The organism is Paraburkholderia kirstenboschensis (assembly GCF_032806925.1).
Classification (GTDB): Bacteria; Pseudomonadota; Gammaproteobacteria; order Burkholderiales; family Burkholderiaceae; genus Paraburkholderia; species Paraburkholderia kirstenboschensis.
This window is the reverse complement of record NZ_CP136513.1, coordinates 1,547,529-1,570,088: the sequence shown is the minus strand read 5'-3', so window position 1 is coordinate 1,570,088 and position 22,560 is coordinate 1,547,529. Positions and strand designations below refer to the sequence as shown.

The 22,560-nt window shown below is 62.8% G+C and carries 14 protein-coding genes; 10 read left to right on the top strand and 4 right to left on the bottom strand.

Annotation, left to right across the window (positions count from 1 at the left end; all coding sequences use genetic code 11):
• Positions 1–11: 11 nt before the first annotated feature.
• The 6 genes from rluB to truB all read left to right on the top strand — a co-directional run bounded on the left by rluB (position 12) and on the right by truB (position 8,936).
• Entirely contained in the window at positions 12–1,901 is a 1,890-nt protein-coding gene (rluB, locus tag RW095_RS29650; protein WP_317022298.1) for a 23S rRNA pseudouridine(2605) synthase RluB, read from the top strand.
• Positions 1,902–2,376: 475 nt separating this feature from the next.
• Complete coding sequence (rimP, locus tag RW095_RS29645; RefSeq protein ID WP_317022297.1) at positions 2,377–2,835, top strand: ribosome maturation factor RimP; 459 nt, start codon at positions 2,377–2,379, stop codon at positions 2,833–2,835.
• Positions 2,832–4,307 (top strand): transcription termination factor NusA, encoded by a 1,476-nt coding sequence (nusA, locus tag RW095_RS29640; protein WP_317022296.1) that lies wholly within the window; start codon positions 2,832–2,834, stop codon positions 4,305–4,307. The genes rimP and nusA overlap by 4 nt, the downstream gene beginning before the upstream one ends.
• Positions 4,308–4,401: 94 nt before the next feature.
• The gene (gene infB / locus RW095_RS29635; protein WP_317022295.1) at positions 4,402–7,347 is read left to right on the top strand and encodes a translation initiation factor IF-2; all 2,946 of its coding nucleotides are present in this window, start codon (positions 4,402–4,404) and stop codon (positions 7,345–7,347) included.
• Positions 7,348–7,525: 178 nt separating this feature from the next.
• Positions 7,526–7,891 carry a 30S ribosome-binding factor RbfA gene (rbfA, locus tag RW095_RS29630; protein ID WP_027777275.1) on the top strand — a complete coding sequence of 122 codons (366 nt, stop codon included), beginning with the start codon at positions 7,526–7,528 and terminating at the stop codon, positions 7,889–7,891.
• 109 nt (positions 7,892–8,000) lie between these two features.
• Positions 8,001–8,936, top strand: coding sequence for a tRNA pseudouridine(55) synthase TruB (gene truB / locus RW095_RS29625; protein ID WP_317022294.1), 936 nt, complete (start codon positions 8,001–8,003; stop codon positions 8,934–8,936).
• A gap of 150 nt (positions 8,937–9,086) precedes the next feature.
• On the opposite strand, the gene RW095_RS29620 is transcribed toward truB, so the two are convergent.
• The 4 genes from RW095_RS29620 to RW095_RS29605 form a co-directional block, all read right to left on the bottom strand.
• The gene (locus tag RW095_RS29620; RefSeq protein ID WP_317022293.1) at positions 9,087–10,649 is read right to left on the bottom strand and encodes a DHA2 family efflux MFS transporter permease subunit; all 1,563 of its coding nucleotides are present in this window, start codon (positions 10,647–10,649) and stop codon (positions 9,087–9,089) included.
• A 31-nt stretch (positions 10,650–10,680) separates the two neighbouring features.
• The gene (locus RW095_RS29615) at positions 10,681–11,937 is read right to left on the bottom strand and encodes an EmrA/EmrK family multidrug efflux transporter periplasmic adaptor subunit (protein WP_317022292.1); all 1,257 of its coding nucleotides are present in this window, start codon (positions 11,935–11,937) and stop codon (positions 10,681–10,683) included.
• Positions 11,938–12,027: 90 nt separating this feature from the next.
• Positions 12,028–13,596 (bottom strand): efflux transporter outer membrane subunit, encoded by a 1,569-nt coding sequence (locus RW095_RS29610; protein ID WP_317022291.1) that lies wholly within the window; start codon positions 13,594–13,596, stop codon positions 12,028–12,030.
• Positions 13,597–13,645: 49 nt separating this feature from the next.
• Positions 13,646–14,161, bottom strand: coding sequence for a MarR family winged helix-turn-helix transcriptional regulator (locus tag RW095_RS29605; RefSeq protein ID WP_317022290.1), 516 nt, complete (start codon positions 14,159–14,161; stop codon positions 13,646–13,648).
• A 346-nt stretch (positions 14,162–14,507) separates the two neighbouring features.
• Between RW095_RS29605 and typA the strand changes: the two genes are divergently transcribed.
• From typA to lpdA, 4 genes are all read left to right on the top strand, one after another.
• Complete coding sequence (gene typA / locus RW095_RS29600; RefSeq protein ID WP_020070123.1) at positions 14,508–16,334, top strand: translational GTPase TypA; 1,827 nt, start codon at positions 14,508–14,510, stop codon at positions 16,332–16,334.
• Positions 16,335–16,640: 306 nt separating this feature from the next.
• On the top strand, positions 16,641–19,502 hold the full coding sequence (locus tag RW095_RS29595) for a 2-oxoglutarate dehydrogenase E1 component (protein WP_317022289.1): 2,862 nt from the start codon (positions 16,641–16,643) through the stop codon (positions 19,500–19,502).
• A gap of 143 nt (positions 19,503–19,645) precedes the next feature.
• The gene (gene odhB / locus RW095_RS29590; RefSeq protein WP_317022288.1) at positions 19,646–20,938 is read left to right on the top strand and encodes a 2-oxoglutarate dehydrogenase complex dihydrolipoyllysine-residue succinyltransferase; all 1,293 of its coding nucleotides are present in this window, start codon (positions 19,646–19,648) and stop codon (positions 20,936–20,938) included.
• A 150-nt stretch (positions 20,939–21,088) separates the two neighbouring features.
• Entirely contained in the window at positions 21,089–22,519 is a 1,431-nt protein-coding gene (gene lpdA / locus RW095_RS29585) for a dihydrolipoyl dehydrogenase (RefSeq protein ID WP_317022287.1), read from the top strand.
• Positions 22,520–22,560: the final 41 nt, after the last annotated feature.

The following is a 22,560-nucleotide window of genomic DNA, read 5'->3' as shown; positions in this document are numbered from 1 at the left end:
TTGAGGTTGTTTTGACACATACCCACGACACCGATTCGTCCGAATCCGAGCGCGCCGTGCCGTCGGCGCGCGCTGACGAAACGCGCACCGCGCAAGCGTCGGCAGGCGAGGGCGAGCACCCGGCGCAGACCACGGAAGCAGACGGCGAGGACCGTCCGCGCCGCGGCCTGCGTCGCGGACCGCGCAGCCTGATTGCCCGGCGCCGCGCTGGGACCAAGACGAAGGCCGCGGAAGGCGCGCCTGCGCAGGCCGCGCCGGTCGTCGCCGAAGCTCCGCCGGACGGCGAAGTCGTGGCGAAGGTGCGCATGCCGCGTAAGGATGCGGGTGCGAAAGGCCAAGGGCCGCGACGCAATGCGGGGGGGCAGAAACGCGAAGGTCAGCGCGAAGGCGCGCCTCGCGAGGGCGGCCCCCGCGAGGCCGGTGCTCGCGAAGGCCAGCGCGAAGGTCAACGCGAACGTCAGCCGCGTGCAGGCGGTCAGCGCCAGAACCGGCGAGGCGGCGAAGCGCCGGCGGCAGCGGCCGACGCCACTCAGGACGACCTGTTCTCGTATGTCACGTCGCCGGCCTTCGACGCCGACAACAGCACGACGGGCGGCGTGCGTGCACCAATGCTGCGCAGTGGCAAGCCGGCCGCTCCCAAGCGCGTGCTGGCTGCCGACGACGACGCGCCGAAGCTCCACAAAGTCCTGGCGGAAGCCGGCATGGGTTCGCGCCGCGATATGGAAGAGTTGATCGTCGCGGGCCGCGTGTCGGTCAACGGCGAGCCGGCTCACATCGGCCAGCGCATCATGCCGACCGACCAGGTGCGCATCAACGGCAAGCCGGTCAAGCGCAAGCTCGCCAACAAGCCGCCGCGCGTGCTGCTGTATCACAAGCCGACCGGCGAAATCGTGAGTCATGCCGACCCGGAAGGCCGTCCGTCGGTGTTCGACAAGCTGCCGCCCATGAAGACCGCCAAGTGGCTCGCGGTCGGCCGCCTCGACTTCAATACCGAAGGTCTGCTGATGCTGACCACTTCCGGCGATCTGGCGAACCGCTTCATGCATCCGCGCTACAGCGTCGAGCGTGAATATGCGGTGCGCGTGGTCGGCGAGCTGGCCGAAGGCATGCGTCAAAAGCTGCTGCACGGCGTCGAACTCGAAGACGGTCCGGCGAACTTCCTGCGTATCCGCGATGGCGGGGGCGAAGGCACGAATCACTGGTATCACGTCGCGCTCGCCGAAGGGCGTAATCGCGAAGTGCGTCGTATGTTCGAAGCCGCGGGGCTGATGGTCAGCCGCCTGATCCGTACGCGTCACGGCCCGATTTCGCTGCCGAAGGGCTTGAAGCGCGGCCGTTGGGAAGAACTCGAAGACAACCAGGTGCGTGCGCTGATGGCGTCGGTGGGACTCAAGGCGCCGAGCGAGGAGCGCGGTAGCCGCGGCTCCGCGCCGGAGCGCAAGCAGCCCGATCCGATGCAGACGTCGATGGGCTTCATCAGCCGCGAACCGGTGCTGATGTCGCATAGCCGCTTCGAACAGCAGCCGCGTGGTCAGGGCCGGCGCGGTGCGGCAGGCGGCGGCTTTGGCGGCGGCGCCGGGGCTGGTTTCGGCGGAGGCTACGGCAATCGCGGTGCTGGCCGCGGCGCTGGTGGCTTCGGCGGTGCGAGTGGCGGCGTGGGTGGTCCGCGCGGCGGTCGTGAGGTCGACGGTAATCGCGCGCCTTCCGGCGGCGGCAATCGCGCGGCGGGCGGCGGCAAGCGCGCTGGCGGCAACGGCCCGAATCCCGGCGGCGGAAATCGTGCGCCGGGCGGCAATCGTCCGAATTCAGGCGGCGGCAACCGCGCGGGTGGCGGTAACGCCAACCCCGGTGGCGCGAACCGAGGTGGCGGCGCGCCTCGCGGTCGTTCGCGCGGGCGATAATCGCGAGGCATGGGCTGGCGTTGCGGACGCGTTTGAGCGAGCCGCAATGCTCGCCGTCATGACTCGGGGTACGACTTCCGTTGCTGTGGCCCCTGGCGTACGAAGGTTGCGCAGGCGGAAGTAGGGGCAGGTTGTCTCGCCCCGGCTTGCAAAAGTCGCCAAGCGCCGCCATATCGTCCAAAGAGCCCCATGAAATCAGGCGGAAATGCGCTTGGCACGGCGTTCTGCGGTTTGCGTTTGTCCTGAAAAATGGCTACAATCGCGAAGTCGCTGGGCGTGCGGCTTTTCATGTGCGGCTCAGGTGCGACCACCGGTAATAAGATGATGGGCGTTTAGCCCATTTTTTTTTGCCGCTCAGTTCATCGTGGTTCGTCATCTCGGGTAGCACGAACGTGCGCCGGCCAGGCGCGCGGCCCGCATTGGTTGTTTGCAGAACAAGCGGCAGGCTCGCTGCGCGAACATCTAAGAGGGCACTGTGCAACTGACGGAACTGATTGAAACCACGGTCGTGGGACTCGGCTACGAGCTCGTCGATCTCGAGCGCACCGGGCGCGGCATGCTGTGTATTTATATCGACCAGCCGGCCGGCATCGCGATCGAAGACTGCGAGAAAGTCACGCGTCAGCTCCAGCACGTACTGACGGTCGAAAATATCGATTATGAGCGGCTCGAAGTATCGTCGCCGGGGCTCGACCGTCCGCTGAAAAAACTGGCGGATTTTGAACGCTTCGCAGGCAGCGAAGTGGTAATCACATTGAAAAAGCCATTGGACGGACGGAAATCGTACCGGGGTATTTTGCATGCTCCGCAAGGCGAGACCATCGGTCTGGAATTTGAAGGGAAGGAAGGCGCCGCGATGCTCGATTTCACGCTCGCGGACGTGGACAAAGCACGCCTCGTTCCGAAAGTTGACTTTAGGAGCCGCAAACAATGAGTCGCGAAGTGTTGATGCTGGTGGATGCGCTGGCACGCGAGAAGAACGTCGATAAAGACGTGGTATTTGCCGCGCTCGAAGCGGCTCTCGCTTCGGCCTCCAAGAAACTCTTCGAAGAAGACGCGGATATTCGCGTCCATATCGACCGTGAAAGCGGCGAGCACGAAACGTTTCGCCGTTGGAAAGTGGTGCCGGACGAGGCCGGCCTGCAGGAACCCGATCAGGAAATCCTGCTGTTCGAAGCACGTGAACAGAAGCCCGAAATCCAGCTCGACGAATATATCGAAGAACCGGTGCCGTCGATCGAATTCGGCCGTATCGGCGCGCAGGCCGCCAAGCAGGTGATCCTGCAGAAGGTGCGCGACGCAGAGCGTGAACAGATCCTGAACGACTTTCTCGAGCGCGGCGAGCACATCATGACCGGCTCGGTAAAGCGTCTCGACAAGGGCAACTTCATTGTCGAAACGGGACGTGTCGAAGCGCTGCTGCGCCGCGACCAGCTGATCCCGAAGGAAAACCTGCGCGTGGGTGACCGCGTGCGTGCCTATATTGCAAAGGTCGATCGCACCGCCCGCGGTCCGCAGATCGAACTGTCGCGTACGGCGCCCGAATTCCTGATGAAGCTGTTCGAGATGGAAGTGCCGGAAATCGAACAGGGCCTTCTCGAAATCAAGGCGGCGGCGCGCGATCCAGGCGTGCGCGCGAAGATCGGCGTGGTCGCTTATGACAAGCGTATCGATCCGATCGGCACCTGCGTCGGTATTCGCGGTTCGCGAGTGCAGGCCGTGCGTAACGAGCTCGGTGGCGAAAACGTCGACATCGTGCTATGGTCGGAGGATCCCGCTCAGTTCGTGATCGGCGCGCTCGCGCCGGCAGCCGTCCAATCGATCGTCGTAGACGAAGAGAAGCATTCGATGGACGTCGTCGTGGACGAAAACGAACTGGCGGTCGCGATCGGCCGCAGCGGCCAGAACGTGCGTCTCGCCAGCGAACTCACCGGCTGGCAGATCAACATCATGACGCCGGACGAATCTGCGCAAAAGCAGAATCAGGAACGTGGCGTTTTGCGTGACCTGTTCATGGCGCGTCTCGATGTCGACGAGGAAGTTGCCGACATCCTGATCGACGAAGGCTTCACAAGCCTCGAAGAGATTGCCTATGTGCCGCTCAACGAAATGCTCGAAATCGAAGCGTTCGACGAAGACACCGTCCACGAACTGCGCAACCGCTCGCGCGACGCGTTGTTGACGATGGCAATCGCGAATGAAGAAAAGGTCGAAAATGTAGCGCTCGACCTGAAGAGCCTGGACGGCATGGACGCCGACCTGCTCGCGAAGCTGGCCGAACATAAGATCCAGACGCGCGACGAACTCGCCGAGCTGGCTGTGGATGAACTGGTCGAGATGACCGGAATGGAAGAGGATGCCGCTAAGGCGTTGATCATGAAAGCACGTGAACATTGGTTCCAGTGAGAAATGACCATGGCGCACTAAATTGAACGCGGCCGTCAGGCCGCATGACCCGATGCTAACCGCAAGGAATCGGTCCTTGCATTAAGAGGAATGAATGGCGAGTAACAACGTAGCCCAATTTGCCGCGGAACTGAAAATGCCTGCAGGCGTGCTGCTCGAGCAGCTGCAGGCGGCAGGCGTCACAAAAGCGAGCGAAGCCGACTCCTTGTCCGAAACGGACAAGGCGCGTCTGCTCGACCACTTGCGCAAGTCTCACGGCTCGACTGATGCAGACAAGCGCAAGATCACGCTGACGAAACGGCATACGTCGGAGATCAAGCAGTCCGATGCGACGGGCAAAGCTCGCACCATTCAGGTCGAGGTGCGCAAGAAGCGCACTTTCGTCCGCCGCGACGAAACCTCCGCTGATGGCGGAGATGCATCGAATCATGTGGCCGAGGCCGCCGAAGTCGACGATCTCGAACTTCAGCGCCGTGAAGAAGAAGCTCGTCACGCAGCCGAGTTGCTCGAGCAGCAGGCTCAGGAACTGAAGGCGCGTCAGGAGCAGCTCGAACGCGAAGAGGCCGAGCGCCAGGCACGCGAGCAGGCTGCGGAAGCCGAGCGCCGTCGCGCCGAAGAAGACGCGGCGAAGAAGCGCGCAGCGGCTGCGGCCGAGGCGGCAGTCCGCGAGAAGGCGCAGCCCGCACCGCAAGTCGCGAAGGCCGAAGCGGCGCCTGCCAAACCGGCAGAGCCGGTCGCCGCGAAAGACACCGAGCAGGACGACGAGCGCGCCGCAGCCGAGCGCGCGGCGCAACGCGAAGCCGCTAAGAAGGCGGAAGATGCAGCGCGTCAAGCTGCGGAAAAAGCGCGTGCCGAACAGGAAGAAATCGCCAAGCGCCGCGCGGCGGCCGAAGCCGAAGCGCGCGCGATCCGCGAAATGATGAACACGCCGCGCAAGGCGCAGGTCAAGGCGCCGGAACCGGCACCGAAGCCCGCTGAGCCGGCCAAGGCTGCCGAAGCCAAGGGCACGCTGCATAAGCCGGCGCGTCCGGCTGGCGAAGCTCCGGCGCGTCCGGCTGCCAGGAAGCCGGCTGCCGCGGCTCCGGCCGCCACCACCACGCCGTCCGTTGGCGACAAGAAGAAGCCGGGCGGCAAGGGCGGCTGGCAGGACGACGCAGCCAAGCGCCGCGGTATCAAGACGCGCGGCGATACGAGCGGCGGCGTCGACCGCGGCTGGCGCGGCGGCCCGAAGGGTCGCGGCAAGCATCAGGACCAGAACACCACGTTCCAGGCGCCGACCGAACCGATCGTGCGTGAAGTGCACGTGCCGGAAACCATCACCGTCGCCGATCTGGCGCACAAGATGGCAGTGAAGGCGTCGGAAGTCATCAAGTCGATGATGAAGCTCGGCCAGATGGTCACCATCAACCAGATGCTGGACCAGGAAACGGCGATGATCATCGTCGAAGAACTGGGTCATCACGCGGTTGCGGCCAAGCTCGACGATCCGGAAGCCATGCTGGTCGAAGGCGAAGTGTCGGATGCAGAAGCATTGCCGCGTCCGCCGGTCGTCACGGTCATGGGTCACGTCGACCACGGCAAGACGTCGCTGCTCGACTACATCCGCCGCGCGAAGGTCGCAGCGGGCGAAGCGGGCGGCATTACGCAGCACATCGGCGCTTACCACGTCGAAACGCCGCGTGGCGTCATCACGTTCCTCGACACGCCGGGTCACGAGGCCTTCACGGCCATGCGCGCTCGCGGTGCGAAGGCAACCGACATCGTCATTCTGGTGGTCGCAGCCGACGACGGCGTGATGCCGCAAACGAAGGAAGCGATCGCCCACGCGAAGGCTGGCGGCGTGCCGCTCGTCGTCGCGATCAACAAGATCGACAAGCCGGATGCGAATCCGGACCGCGTGAAGCAGGAACTCGTCGCGGAAGGCGTCGTGCCGGAAGAATACGGTGGCGATTCGCCGTTCGTCTCGGTGTCGGCAAAGACCGGCGCGGGCATCGACGATCTGCTGGAAAACGTGTTGCTGCAAGCCGAAGTGCTGGAACTGAAAGCACCGGTCGAAGCCCCGGCCAAGGGTCTGGTTATCGAAGCGAAGCTCGACAAGGGTAAGGGTCCGGTTGCAACGATCCTGGTCCAGTCGGGTACGTTGAACCGCGGTGACGTGGTGCTGGCAGGTAGCGCCTACGGTCGTGTGCGAGCCATGCTGGATGAAACCGGCAAGCCGACCAAGTCCGCTGGCCCGTCGATCCCGGTGGAAATCCAGGGTCTGTCGGAAGTCCCGCAAGCAGGCGAAGAAGTCATCGTCATGCCGGACGACCGCAAGGCGCGTGAAGTCGCGCTGTTCCGTCAAGGCAAGTTCCGCGACGTCAAGCTGGCCAAGCAGCAGGCCGCGAAGCTCGAGAACATGCTGGAGCAGATGGGTGAAGGCGAAGTGGCGTACATGCCGCTCATCGTCAAGGCTGACGTGCAAGGTTCGCAGGAAGCGTTGGTGCAGTCGCTGCTCAAGCTTTCCACCGACGAAGTGCGTGTGCAGATCGTGCACGGCGCCGTGGGCGGCATCAGCGAGTCCGACGTCAACCTGGCAACGGCTTCGAAGGCGGTCATCATCGGCTTCAACACCCGTGCGGATGCACAGGCTCGCAAGCTGGCGGAAGCCAACGGCGTCGATATTCGCTACTACAACATCATTTACGACGCAGTGGATGAGGTGAAGGCTGCGATGTCGGGCATGCTGGCTCCGGAGAAGCGCGAAGTCGTCACGGGTACGGTCGAAGTGCGTCAGGTCTTCAAGGTGCCGAAGATCGGCGCGGTGGCAGGCTGTATGGTCACGGACGGTTTCGTGAAGCGCTCGTCGTCGGTGCGCGTACTGCGCAACAACGTCGTCATCTTCACGGGCGAGCTGGATTCGCTCAAGCGCTTCAAGGACGACGTGAAGGAAGTCCGCCAGGGCTTCGAGTGCGGTATGTCGATCAAGAACTTCAACGACATCGTCGAAGGCGACCAGTTCGAAGTCTTCGAGGTCACCGAAGTCGCGCGTACGCTGTAAGTCACGCGGCACGATTCCAGGGGCGGAGCGGGCATCAACGCCCGCTCCGCCCGTTGTTTTTGGGGCCGCCGTTTCGCCCGCCTGTCTGCGGCCGTTGCGCCGCGCGAATGCCGCGATTTTTCGACCCTCGCGGCCGCGAACCATTTTTTGCATCCGCCACAACGGATCACACAACACCATGCCTAAAAAACGTTCTTCACCCAATCGCAACGTGCAGATCGCCGATCAGATCCAGCGCGATCTGTCGGAGCTGCTGCGCGAGGTCAAGGATCCGCGCATCGGCATCGTCACGATTCAGAGCGTCGAGCTGACGCCGGACTACGCACACGCGAAGGTCTATTTCACGACGTTGACCGGCGACCCGCAGCAGACGCTCGCGGCGCTCACGCATGCGGCCGGCCATCTGCATAACCAGCTGTTCAAGCGCCTGCATATTCACACGGTGCCGACGCTGCATTTCCATTACGACCAGACGATCGAGCGCGCCGTTGAAATGTCGCGTCTGATTGACGAGGCGAACGCCAATCGCGCGAAAGACGATTAAATGCAGTCGGCGCACGCGTCCCGAGCCGCGCCACGCTGCGTGCGGCAACGCCCGGTTCGTTCAGGCGCAATTTGCTGCTCCGGATTCCATAGAAAACCCGTCTTCCCACATGACCGCACCTCAACGCCCCCGCGTGCCGCGCCGCGCACTCGACGGCGTGCTGCTGCTCGACAAGCCGCTCGGCCTGTCGAGCAACGACGCACTGATTCGCGCGAAGCGTCTCTATCTGGCTAAAAAGGCCGGACATACCGGCACGCTGGATCCGCTCGCGACCGGCCTGCTGCCGCTGTGTTTTGGCGAAGCCACCAAGTTCTCGCAGGATCTGCTCGAGGCCGACAAAACCTACGAGGCCACCATGCGCCTCGGTATTCGCACCACCACGGGCGACGCCGAAGGAGAGCCGGTCGACACGCGCGCGGTGACGTGCGACGAGGCGGCGGTCCTCGCGGCCCTGCCGGCGTTTCTCGGCGCAATCATTCAGGTGCCGCCGATGTATTCGGCGCTCAAGCGCGACGGCAAGCCGCTCTACGAATACGCGCGCGCCGGGCAGACAGTCGAGCGGGAGGGGCGACAGGTGACGATCCATGCGCTCGACTTGCTCGCTTGCGCGCTGCCCGATGTGACGTTTCGCGTCACCTGCAGCAAGGGCACGTATGTGCGCACGCTGGCGGAGGACATCGGCGAGGCATTGGGTTGTGGGGCTCATCTGGTTGCCCTGCGGCGCACTGGTGTCGGCGCGCTGACGCTCGAGCATTCGGTGACGCTCGATGCGCTATCGGATGCAACGGAAAGCGAGCGAGACGCGTGGTTGCAACCGGTCGACGCCTTGCTGTCGACGTTCCCGTCCGTGCATCTGGACGAAGATGCGACGCGCCGCTTTCTGCACGGTCAGCGGTTGAAGCTTTCCGAACTGAGTCTGAGCGGTGAAGCGGCGGATGCGCCGCGCGTGAGGGTCTACGCGGCGCAAGGGCGTCTGCTGGGAGTCGCAAAACAGGGTGAGGGCGTGCTCGCGCCTGAACGCCTGGTCGTGACGACGGCGAACTAGTCCGCTCACGCGGCCCGAAAGCGCGTCAGATACACGTTCCAGCAGGCAATTCAGCTGAGCTGATTACGCCGCTGCAATGAAAAAGGCGGGACCGTTATAAAGCGGCCCCGCCTTTTTTGCATCTCGTCGATCAGGGAATGAAACGCGAGATCAGTGCGCCGCCGCGGCAGCGGCACCGGCGTCGCCGCCGGCCTTCTCCGGTTTCGTGACCCAGATCAGCGCGATCAGCGCCACGAAAATACCGGCGGAAATGAAGAAGATGTCGTTCACGCCGAGTTGCGCGGCCTGTTGCGTGGCCATCGAATTGAATAGCCCGTACGCTTGCGGCTGACTGAAACCGGCAGCGCCCATCTGCCGGATCGACTCGTCGAAGACCGGGTTGTAGGCGTTGGCGCGCTCAGTCAATTGCGCATGATGCATGATCGTCCGATGGTCCCACGCGGTCTGGAAGATCGACGTGCCAATGCCGCCGCACATGATCCGCACGAAATTGGACAAACCCGACGCCGCCGGTATGCGATTGCCCGGCAAACCGGACAGCGTGATCGAAACCAGCGGAATAAAGAACCCGGCCATGCCGATGCCTTGAATCAACGTGGGCAATAGCAGCGAGTAGGTATCCACGCCGGTCGTATAACGCGAGCGCATCCAGAAGCACAGCGCAAACACGAGAAACGACAAAGTCGCGATATAACGCGGATCGGTGCGCGGCAGGACCTTGCCTGTGATCGGCGACAGCAGCACGGCGAAGAGGCCAACCGGCGCCATGACGAGACCGGCCTCGGTGGCCGTGTAGCCGATATCGGTTTGCAGCCACAGCGGCAGCAGAACGAGGTTGCCGAAGTAGAGCCCGTAGCCGACCGACAGCGCAATCGTGCCGCCCGTGAAGTTGCGTTTGCTGAAGAGCGACAGGTCGACCACCGGATGCTCGGCCGTCAATTCCCACACAATGAAGAACGCAAGGGCGATCACCGCGACCAGCGTCAACACCACGATGGTGGTCGACGAAAACCAGTCCAGGTCCTTGCCCTTGTCGAGCATGACCTGCAACGAGCCGACCCAGACGATCAACAGGCCGAGACCGACGCCGTCGATCGGCGCCTTCCTGACGACGGAATCGCGATCGCGAAAGATCATCCACGTCGCGAGCGCGGCGATCGCGCCGACCGGAATATTGACGTAGAAGATCCACGGCCACGAGATGTTGTCCGAAATCCAGCCGCCCAGGATTGGTCCGGCGACCGGCGCGATCAGCGTGGTCATCGCCCACATCGATAACGCCATCGGCGCCTTCGCGCGCGGATAACTCGCAAGCAGCAGCGTTTGCGACAGCGGAATCATCGGGCCGGCCACCGCGCCTTGCAGCACGCGCGAGGCGAGCAGGAAGGGCAGAGTCGGCGCGAGGCCGCACATCCATGACGAGATCACGAACAGTATGATCGACGCCATGAAAAGGCGCACCTGGCCGATGCGGTCGGTGAGCCAGCCGGTGAGCGGCACGGAAATCGCGTTGGCGACCGCGAACGACGTGATCACCCACGTGCCCTGGTCGGCCGACACGCCGAGGTCGCCTGATATGGACGGAATCGAAACGTTCGCGATCGACGTGTCCAGCACGTTCATAAAAACGGCGAGCGACACCGCGATGGTGCCGATCACCAGTTGCGCGCCCTCGAGCGGCGGATGAGGGGCTTGCGCCTGAGCCTGAGCCATTCAGAAAACCTTGTATGAGTCGCCGCGCCGCTTACATCAGTTTTGCAGCTGCGGGCTTGCTGGACCCGGACTGCGCGGCTTTATGCGTGCCTGCGTTCGGACCGGCGTTTTCCGCGATGATGCGAGCAATTTCCGCGTCGGCTTCGTCGCCATATTTAGCGAACACGTCCGTCTGATAGACGGTGTTCTGCGCGTTGCCCAACTGGCCGCCGTTCTCGTCCTTGATGCTCACGTCGGCTTGCATGGACAGGCCGATACGCAGCGGATGCTTTTCGAGCTCCTGCGGATCGAGTGCGATACGCACCGGCAGGCGCTGCACCACCTTGATCCAGTTGCCGGTGGCGTTCTGCGCGGGCAGCAGCGAAAACGCAGAACCCGTGCCCGCCGAGAAACCGACCACCTTGCCGTGATAGACGACCGACGAACCGTAGACGTCGGCCGTCAGTTCGACCGGCTGGCCGATGCGCATGTGCTTGAGCTGCACTTCCTTGAAGTTGGCGTCGACCCAGACGGCGCCGAGCGGCACGATGGCCATGAGCGGCGTGCCCGGCGAGACGCGCTGTCCGACCTGCACCGAGCGTTTCGCGACGTAACCGGTGACCGGTGCCGGCAGCGTGTTGCGCGCATTGTTCAGATACGCGTCGCGGACTTTCGCGGCAGAGGCCTGCACGTTCGGGTGATTCGCGATCGTGGTGTTGGCGGTCAGCGCGCGGTTGGATGCCAGTTGCTGCTGAGCGGCTTCGACGGCGGCTTGCGCGCTCTTCACGGCGTCACGTGCGTGCGAAATTTCTTCCTGCGACACAGCGCCGGTTTGCGCAACCGTCAGACGGCGCTTCAAGTCGTCCTGAGCGCGCGAGAGGTCGGACTGGCGCTGGGCCACCTGAGCCTGGTACTGGTTGTCGTCGGCGAAGAGGCCGCGCACCTGGCGCACCGTCTGCGCAAGATTGGCTTCTGCCTGTTCGAGCGCGACGCGGGCGTCGGCCGGGTCCAGTACGACGAGCGGGTCGCCGGTCTTCACGGTTTGCGTGTCGTCCGCGTTCACCGCGACCACCGTGCCCGTGACTTGCGGCGTGATCTGCACGACATTGCCGTTCACGTAGGCGTCGTCGGTGTCTTCGTGGAAGCGCGCCACGAGGAAATAGTAGAGACCGTAGGCGATCGCGGCGATCAGGATCACGATGACGAGCAGCGTCATCATGCGCTTGCGTTTGCCGCTGTTCGCCGGTTGTGCCGGTTTGTTCGGCTGTGCCGGCTGGTTGTTAGCCGCGGGCTGTTGGGGGGTGCTCATCGATGTGCTCCGGGTTCTCTCAAACGTCGTCGTTTATTCGGATGTTCGTGTCTGGTCTGTTGCGGTCGATACAGTTGCGTGCCGGCGCGATCAGTTCGCAGCGGCGGTCGCGGCGGGGGCGGATGACGCACCCCCCGGCGACGCAGACCCCGATGCCGCGGCGGCCGATGCCGCGGCGGCCGGTGCCGGCGCATCCGTCGGTACCACCAGGCCTGTCTGCGTCGCGTCGAATCCGCCACCCAGCGCCTTGACGAGCCCGATCTGCATGTCGCGGCGGCGCATCTTGAGCGTGGTAACCGTCTGTTCGGCGGAAAGGCGGTTCTGGTCCGCGGTCAACACCTGTAGTTGCGGAGACAGGCCCGCCTTGTAGCGGATTACGGCCAGTTCATATGCCTTCGTCGACGCGTCGAGCGCGCGTTGAGCGTCGCCCGATTGCTGGTCGATCGAGCGGATCGACGACACTTGCGTCGCCACATCCGACAACGCGCTGATCAGCGTCTGGTTGTAGTTCGCCACATTCAGCTCGAAATCCGCATACCGGCCCTTCAATTGCGAGCGCAGCGCGCCCGCGTCGAAGATCGGCAGGTGAATCGCCGGACCGAACTGGATCTGGCGGCTGCCGGCTGTCAGGAATCGGCCCCAGCCGAACGCGTCGAAGCCGAAGCCGGCTGCGAGGTTCACGTCCGGGAAGAATTCTGCCTTCGCCTCCTTGACGTCATGCATCGCCGCTTCGACTTGCCAGCGCGCGGCGACAATATCCGCCCGACGCGCGACGAGATCGGCCGGCAGGTTGTTCGGCAGCGCGACTGTGTTGCCGACGCCGAGGGCAGGCTGCGCAATTTGCAGGCCACGATCCGGACCCTTGCCGAGCAGCGCTCCCAGTTGATAACGCACCACGGTGATCTGACCGTCCAGGTCGCTCAAGCTCGCCTGGCTCGACGCGATATTGCCCGTTGCGGTCTGGCGCTCGACGTTCGTGTCGAGACCGGCCGCAACGCGACCGTTCGTAATGCGGCCAATATCCTGACGGTTGGCGATTTCCCGTGCAGCGATATCGCGCAGCGCGTAAAGCTGCGCAAGCTGGTTGTACGTGCTCGCCACGGACGCCGCGAGCGTCACGCGCGCCTGCTGCATGTCGGCCTCGGCCGCCTTTTCCTGCGACACAGCCTGGCCCAGGCGCTGACGGTTCTTGCCCCACAGGTCGAGATCCCACGAAGCGCTCGCGAGCACGTTGTTCTCGCTATACCAGGTGCCGCCGTACGGAGGCGGGTAGAGCGCGTTGGCGGAGAACAGTTCGCGTGTCCACGAATAGCTGCCGTTGACTTTCGGATAGAGCGCCGAGCGCGAGGTTTCGATGTACGACGACGCCTTGGCGAGACGCGCCTGCGCCTGCGCGATCGACGGGCTGCCTTCCAGCGCTTCGGAAATCAGCTTGGGCAACTGCGGATCGCCGAACTGGTTCGTCCAGTCGAGCGACGGCCACTGGCCGCTCTGGCCCGCGAGACTCTCAGTGGACTCATACTGCGCCGGCGACGAAATCTGCTTGTCGCTTTTGACGCCGAAGTAGTTCGCGCACCCAGTGAGGGCGAGCGCCGCCACCGCGGCGGCGACAGCGGCCCGGCTCGAAAGCGCGGGCGCGGACAGGGAAAGGGATTTCATCGCTCGACTCTTTGAGTGGAATGTAATGATGGACGCTGCAAGCAATTTGTTACGATTTGCTGTCTAGATTGCTTGCTGCATCACGGGTCAGTCCCGTGTGTTCGCCACAATTGAGCAGCACGCGGCGCAGCATGCTCTTCAGGAAGCCCACTTCTTCCGGGGTGAAGCCGGAGAGCAGGCTATCCAGCACACCGTTGAAGATCTTCGGCATTTTTGCCGCGATTGCGTGCCCTTCCGGCGTGAGTGCAAGACGCACGACGCGCCGGTCTTCGTTGCTGCGCACGCGCGTGAGGAGGCCGCGCTTTTCGAGACGGTCTATCAGACGCGTGACGGCGCTTGCGTCAATGCCGTATTCGCGTGCGAGTTCGGCCGCCAGCAGACATTTTCCGCTCGCCACCATGAACAGGATGCTGCCCTGCTGGCTCGTGATACCAAGCTCCGCCATGCTGCGCTGGGTCACCAGGTTCGACATGGTCGATTTCACGCGGGAAAGCAGATAGCCGACACTTTCGCCTAGCTGGTATTCGGCGATTTCAGGCGCTGGGGTTGAGGACGGCTCCGTCATGATTCTCGTGCGAATGCAATGGTTGACTAGGCACAATTATAAGAGTCGGATGATTGACGCGGCAAGCGTTATTGCAGCTTAGGCAAGGAATTTTCCGCGCTCAAGCAAGAATCGGCGCGTTTTCACGTAGGGATGAGGCGGGTTGGACGCGAGATTTGCTCATGACGGATGCGCCGCCGCAGCGCTCCCTATCAGGGAATACCAGAAAGCGTCACCTGTGCGTGCTATAATGTTGGGTTCCCAAAAGTGCGCATTGGGCTTGTCGTGGTTTTATCCTCACATTGCTCTTATACGAAGAGCGAAGCGGCATGAGCAAGCGGCGCACTCAACTGTCTCCAGGTTTCCTATGACCCGCGCCCTACGCAACATCGCCATTATTGCCCACGTCGACCACGGCAAGACCACACTCGTCGACCAGCTCCTCCGTCAGACCGCCACGTTCCGTGACAACCAGCAGGTTGCCGAGCGTGTGATGGACTCGAACGACATCGAAAAAGAACGTGGCATCACGATTCTTTCGAAGAACTGCGCGGTCGAGTACGAGGGTACGCACATCAACATCGTCGACACCCCGGGCCACGCGGACTTCGGCGGTGAAGTGGAGCGGGTGCTGTCCATGGTCGATTCGGTGCTGCTGCTGGTGGACGCCGTCGAAGGCCCGATGCCGCAAACGCGCTTCGTGACCAAGAAAGCGCTGGCGCTCGGTCTGAAGCCGATCGTCGTGATCAACAAGGTGGACCGTCCGGGCGCGCGCATCGACTGGGTGATCAACCAGACGTTCGACCTGTTCGACAAGCTGGGCGCGACCGACGAACAGCTCGACTTCCCGATCGTGTATGCGTCGGGCCTGAACGGCTATGCCGGCCTGACCCCGGACGTGCGCGAAGGCGATATGCGTCCGCTGTTCGAAGCCGTGCTCGAGCACGTGCCGGTCCGCGCGGCCGATCCGGAAGGCCCGCTGCAACTGCAGATTACCTCGCTCGATTACTCGTCGTATGTCGGCCGTATCGGCGTGGGCCGTATCACGCGCGGCCGCATCAAGCCGGGCATGGCGGTCGCGGTGCGTTCGGGTCCGGACGGCGCGATTCTGAACCGCAAGATCAACCAGGTGCTGTCGTTCAAGGGTCTCGAGCGCGTGCAGGTGGAGTCGGCTGAAGCGGGCGACATCGTGCTGATCAACGGTATTGAGGAAATCGGCATTGGCGTGACCATCTGCTCGCCGGAACAGCCGGAAGCGCTGCCCATGATCACTGTCGACGAACCGACGCTGACCATGAACTTCCTGGTCAACTCGTCGCCGCTCGCCGGCCGCGAAGGCAAGTTCGTCACGAGCCGTCAGATTCGTGACCGCCTGATGAAGGAACTGAATCACAACGTCGCGCTGCGCGTTAAAGAAACCGGCGACGAAACCACGTTCGAAGTGGCGGGCCGCGGCGAACTGCACCTGACCATTCTCGTGGAAAACATGCGCCGTGAAGGCTACGAGCTGGCCGTGTCGCGTCCGCGCGTGGTGATGCAGGAAATCGACGGTGTGAAGCACGAGCCGTACGAAAACCTGACCGTCGACATGGAAGACGCGCACCAGGGCGGCGTAATGGAAGAGCTGGGCCGCCGCAAGGGCGAAATGCTCGACATGGCGTCGGACGGCCGCGGTCGCACGCGTCTTGAGTATCGTATTTCGGCGCGTGGCCTGATCGGCTTCCAGTCGGAATTCCTCACGCTCACGCGCGGTACGGGCCTGATGAGTCACACGTTCGACTCGTATCAGCCGGTCAAGGAAGGCTCGGTTGGCGAGCGCCGTAACGGCGTGCTGATTTCGCAGGACGACGGCGCGGCAGTCGCTTACGCGCTGTGGAAGCTGCAGGACCGCGGCCGTATGTTCGTGTCGCCGGGCGAGCCGCTGTATGAAGGCATGATCATCGGCATTCATAGCCGTGACAACGACCTGGTCGTGAACCCGATCAAGGGCAAGCAGCTTACCAACGTGCGTTCGTCGGGAACCGACGAAGCAGTGCGCCTCGTGCCGCCGATCCAGATGTCGCTGGAATACGCGGTCGAATTCATCGACGACGACGAACTGGTTGAAGTCACGCCGCAATCCATCCGTTTGCGCAAGCGCTACCTGAAGGAACACGAGCGCCGCAGTGCGAGCCGTAAGGGCGCGGTCGATTAAGCAGCGCGCAACGGCCTGGGCGTTCGCTCGAGTTGTTAGTCAAAAGCCACCTTCGGGTGGCTTTTGACATTTCCGGGCGGCATCCGCGCTATCAGCAATTGCCGCTGAAGCCCGCCGCTGAAGGCCCGAGCGGCATTCCGTCTGCTATCTGCACTATCCGTTATGTGATATGCTCCCCGGGTGCAAAGTTTTAGGTCCTTCCAAGCAAGACTTGATTCGCGCAATCCGCTAAACGGTCAGGCCGTGTCGCGGAAGGTTCTGTAACCCGCTATTTCTCGAGAAACTCGAAGAAAGGTGAGCGTAAAAATGATGAAGCAATTCCAGTCGAACTCTTATCTGTTCGGCGGCAATGCTCCGTACGTAGAAGAAATGTACGAAGCGTATCTCGACAACCCGGCGTCAGTGCCCGAGAACTGGCGCAGCTATTTCGACGCGTTGCAGAATGTTCCTGCATCGGATGGCACCAATGCCAACGACGTGGCCCATGGCCCGATCGTCGAATCGTTTGCACAACGGGCCAAGGCCAACGCCTTCATCCCGCGCACGGCAACCGGCGGCGAAGACCTCGCTACCGCGCGAAAGCAAGTCTATGTGCAGTCCCTCATCGGCGCATATCGCTTCCTCGGCTCGCAATGGGCCAATCTCGATCCCCTGAAGCGCCGCGAACGTCCCGCAATCCCCGAACTCGAACCCGCGTTCTACGACTTCACCGAAGCCGATATGGACGAGGAGTTCAGCGCCACGAATCTGTATTTCGGATTCGAGCGCGCGTCGCTGCGTGAGATCGTCAAGGCACTGCGCGACACGTACTGCGGCACAATCGGTGCCGAGTACATGTACATCAGCGATCCGGAACAGAAGCGCTGGTGGAAGGAAAAGCTGGAGTCGATCCGCTCCACGCCGAATTTCTCGAACGAGAAGAAGAAGCACATCCTGAATCGCCTGACGGCCGCTGAAGGCCTCGAGCGCTTCCTCCATACCAAGTACGTCGGCCAGAAGCGCTTCTCGCTGGAAGGCGGCGAAAGCTTCATCGCGTCGATGGACGAAGTCGTGCGTCACGGCGGCGCACGCGGCGTGCAGGAAATCGTCATCGGCATGGCTCACCGTGGCCGTCTGAACGTGCTGGTCAATACGCTCGGCAAGATGCCGGCTGACCTGTTCGCCGAATTCGAAGGCAAGCACGTCGACGACCTGCCGGCTGGCGACGTGAAGTACCACAAGGGTTTCTCGTCGGACGTCTCGACCGAAGGCGGCCCGGTTCACCTGTCGCTCGCGTTCAACCCGTCGCACCTCGAAATCGTCAACCCGGTGGTCGAAGGTTCGGCGAAGGCGCGTATGGACCGTCGCGGCGACGACAGCGGCCTGCAAGTGCTGCCGGTGCAGATCCACGGCGACGCGGCTTTTGCCGGTCAGGGCGTGGTGATGGAAACGCTGAACCTCGCGCAAACGCGCGGTTACGGCACGCACGGCACGCTGCACATCGTCATCAACAACCAGATCGGTTTCACGACGTCGGACCCGCGCGACTCGCGCTCCACGTTGTACTGTTCGGACGTCGTCAAGATGATCGAGGCGCCGGTGCTGCACGTGAACGGCGACGATCCCGAAGCAGTCGTTCTCGCCACGCAACTGGCTATCGACTTCCGGATGCAGTTCCACAAAGACGTCGTGGTCGACATCGTCTGCTTCCGTAAGCTCGGTCACAACGAGCAGGACACGCCGGCTGTCACGCAGCCGCTGATGTACAAGACCATCGCGAAGCATCCGGGCACACGCGCGCTGTACGCGGAAAAGCTGGTGCAACAAGGCGTGATCACGGCCGAAGAAGGCGAGGAATTCGTCAAGGCCTACCGCAAGGCGATGGACGAAGGCCATCATACGGTCGACCCGGTGCTCTCGAACTACAAGAGCAAGTACGCGGTGGACTGGGTGCCGTTCCTGAACCGCAAGTGGACCGACGCGGCCGACACGGCTGTGCCGCTCGCGGAACTGAAGCGCCTTGCTGAGCGCATCACCACCGTCCCGGAAAACTTCAAGGTTCACCCGCTCGTCGAGCGTGTTCTCAACGACCGTCGCGCAATGGGCCGTGGCGAAGCGAAGCTCGATTGGGGCATGGGCGAGCACCTCGCGTTCGCGTCGCTGGTCGCGTCCGGCTATGCGGTGCGCCTGACCGGCCAGGACTCGGGCCGCGGCACGTTCACGCACCGTCACGCGGTGCTGCACGACCAGAACCGCGAGCGCTGGAACGACGGCACTTACGTGCCGCTGCAGAACATCGCCGAAGGTCAGGCTAAGTTCACGGTGATCGACTCGGTGCTGTCCGAAGAAGCGGTGCTCGGCTTCGAATACGGTTACTCGACGGCTGAACCGAATACGTTCGTCGCATGGGAAGCGCAGTTCGGCGACTTCGTGAACGGCGCGCAAGTCGTGATCGACCAGTTCATTTCGTCGGGCGAAGTAAAGTGGGGCCGCGTCTCGGGCCTGACCATGCTGCTGCCGCACGGCTATGAAGGCCAGGGTCCGGAGCACTCGTCGGCGCGTATCGAACGTTTCCTGCAACTGTGCGCAGACCACAACATGCAAGTGGTTCAGCCGACCACGCCGGCGCAGATCTTCCACCTGTTGCGCCGTCAGATGATCCGACTGTTCCGCAAGCCGCTGATCGTTGCTACGCCGAAGTCGCTGCTGCGTCACAAGGAAGCCGTCTCGGATCTGTCGGAACTGGCAAAGGGTTCGTTCCAGCCGGTGATCGGCGAAGTCGACGAAACCATCGAGGCGAAGAAGGTCAAGCGCGTGCTGGTGTGTTCGGGCCGCGTGTACTACGACCTCGTCGCGCATCGCCGCGAAGCGAAGGCGAACGACGTCGCGATCGTCCGTATCGAACAGCTGTATCCGTTCGCGCACAAGCAGTTCGAAGCGGAAATCAAGAAGTACGACAACGCGACGGAAGTGGTCTGGGTGCAGGACGAGCCGCAGAATCAGGGACCGTGGTTCTACATCGAGCACCATCTGAAGGAAGGCATGAAGGAAGGACAGAAGCTGGCATACAGCGGCCGTCCGGCTTCGGCTTCGCCGGCAGTCGGTTACTACGCGAAGCACTACGAGCAGCAGAAGGCGCTGGTCGAAGGCGCTTTCGGCCGCCTCAAGAGCGCGTCGATCGCTAAATAAAAAGAACAGACGAACCGGGAAAGCGCAGTGCGCTTTCCCGTGCCGCGTTCAGCGACCGACAAAGGTCCAGGCGCGGCAGACATGGTTCGCAGGCGGTCGTCGTTCACCGCGCCGTCACCCGATACGTATTCAGGATATTCATAATGGCTATTGTTGAAGTCAAGGTTCCCCAGCTGTCCGAGTCGGTCTCGGAAGCCACGATGCTGCAGTGGAAGAAGAAGCCCGGCGAGGCTGTTGCCCAGGACGAAATTCTCATCGAAATCGAGACCGACAAGGTCGTGCTCGAAGTGCCGGCACCCTCGGCCGGCGTGCTTGCACAAGTCATCGCGAACGACGGCGACACCGTTACGGCCGATCAGGTCATCGCCAAGATCGACACGGAAGGCAAGGCAGGCGCCGCCGCTGTCGAAGCGGAAGTGAAGCCGGCTCCGGCCGCCACGCCCGCCCCGGCCGCCGCACCGGCGCCGGCTGCTCAAGCCGCATCCGCAACGGGTGCGAACACCGCTGCTTCGCCGGCTGCCGGCAAGCTGATGGCGGAGAAGGGCTTGTCGTCGGGCGACGTCGCCGGCACGGGCCGCGACGGCCGCATCACCAAGGGCGACGTGCTGACGACAGGCCAGGCTGCCCCAGCGGCTGCGAAAGCCGCCGCGCCCGCACCGGCTGCCGCACCGAAGGCCGCCAGGCCCTCGCTGCCGGACGTCAAGGGCCCGGCATCGGCCGACCAGTGGCTGAAGGACCGCCCGGAGCAACGCGTGCCGATGTCGCGTCTGCGTGCGCGTATCGCCGAGCGTCTGCTCGAGTCGCAGCAAACCAACGCCATCCTGACCACGTTCAACGAAGTGAACATGGCGCCGGTGATGGACCTTCGCAACAAATACAAAGACAAGTTCGAAAAGGAACATGGCGTGAAGCTTGGCTTCATGTCGTTCTTCGTGAAGGCGGCGGTTCACGCGCTGAAGAAGTTCCCGCTGGTGAACGCGTCGATCGACGGTAACGATATCGTCTATCACGGCTATTTCGACATTGGTATCGCTGTCGGTTCGCCGCGCGGTCTGGTGGTGCCGATCCTGCGCAATGCAGATCAGCTGAGCCTCGCCGAGATCGAGAAGAAGATTGCCGAGTTCGGCCAGAAGGCCAAAGACGGCAAGCTGTCGATCGAGGAAATGACCGGCGGTACGTTCTCGATCTCGAACGGCGGTGTGTTCGGTTCGATGCTGTCGACGCCGATCATCAACCCGCCGCAGTCCGCGATCCTCGGCGTGCACGCCACGAAGGAACGCGCCGTGGTCGAGAACGGCCAGATCGTGATCCGCCCGATGAACTACCTCGCGCTCTCCTACGACCACCGGATCATCGACGGCCGTGAAGCCGTGCTGTCGCTCGTCGCCATGAAGGATGCGCTGGAAGACCCGGCGCGCCTGCTGCTCGACCTGTAAGCCCGCTTCTGCCGGTGCCGGCTTGCGATCGCGCGAGCCGGCGCCATATGAGGCATCAGGCAAGCATCACGTCTTTCGCATTCCGCAGTACAGGAACGACGCGCGCCACGAAGTGTGGCTGCGCGCCGTTCCGCCATCAAAAGGATTGTCATGTCCAAAGAATTTGACGTCGTCGTGATTGGCGCAGGCCCTGGCGGTTATATCGCCGCCATCCGCGCAGCGCAGCTCGGCAAGACCGTCGCATGTATCGAGAAATGGAAGAACCCGGCCGGCACGCTGAAGCTCGGCGGCACGTGTCTGAACGTGGGTTGCATTCCGTCGAAGGCGCTGCTCGCGTCGTCGGAAGAGTTTGAAAACGCATCGCATCACCTCGCTGACCACGGCATTTCGGTGGAAAACGTGAAGGTCGACATCTCGAAGATGATGGCCCGCAAAGACGGCATAGTCGAAAAGATGACGAAGGGCATCGAATTCCTGTTCCGCAAGAACAAGATCACGTGGCTCAAGGGTCACGGCAAGTTCACCGGCAAGACGGACGCCGGCGTGCAGATCGAAGTGAGCGGCGAGGGCGAAACCGAAGTGGTCACGGCAAAGAACGTGATCATCGCCACGGGTTCGAAGGCACGCCATCTGCCGAACATTCCGGTCGACAATAAGATCGTCGCCGACAACGAAGGCGCACTCGCTTTCGACACGGCACCGAAGAAGCTGGCCGTGATCGGCGCGGGCGTGATCGGCCTGGAATTGGGCTCGGTGTGGCGCCGTCTGGGCGCGGAAGTGACCGTGCTCGAAGCGCTGCCGGAATTCCTCGGCGCGGCTGACCAGGCGCTCGCGAAAGAAGCGGCCAAGCAGTTCAAGAAGCAGGGTCTCGACATTCACGTCGGCGTGAAGGTCGGCGAAGTGACGACCACTGAGAACAACGTCACGATCAATTACACGGACAAGGACGGCAACGCGCAGAAGCTCGAAGCCGACCGCCTGATCGTGTCGATCGGCCGCGTGCCGAACACGGACAACCTCGGCCTCGAAGCGATTGGCCTGAAGGCCAACGAACGCGGCTTTATCGACGTCGACGATCATTGCGCGACGGCCGTGCCGAACGTGTACGCGATCGGCGACGTGGTCCGTGGACCGATGCTCGCGCACAAGGCCGAAGACGAAGGCGTGCTGGTTGCCGAGATCATCGACGGTCAGAAGCCGCATATCGACTACAACTGCATTCCGTGGGTGATCTACACCGAGCCGGAAATCGCGTGGGTCGGCAAGACCGAGCAGCAACTGAAGTCGGAAGGCCGCGAGATCAAGACGGGCCAGTTCCCCTTCATGGCAAACGGCCGCGCACTCGGCATCAACAAGGCGGATGGTTTCGTCAAGATGATCGCCGACGCAAAGACCGACGAACTGCTCGGCGTGCACATCATCTCGGCGAACGCATCGGACCTGATCGCGGAAGCCGTAGTCGCAATGGAATTCAAGGCGGCGTCGGAAGACCTTGGCCGCATTTGCCATCCGCACCCGTCGCTGTCGGAAGTCATGCGCGAAGCGGCACTCGCCGTGGACAAGCGCGCATTGAACATGTAATCGCGCACGCCTGACTGAACGTACTCTGGCATCACCACAAA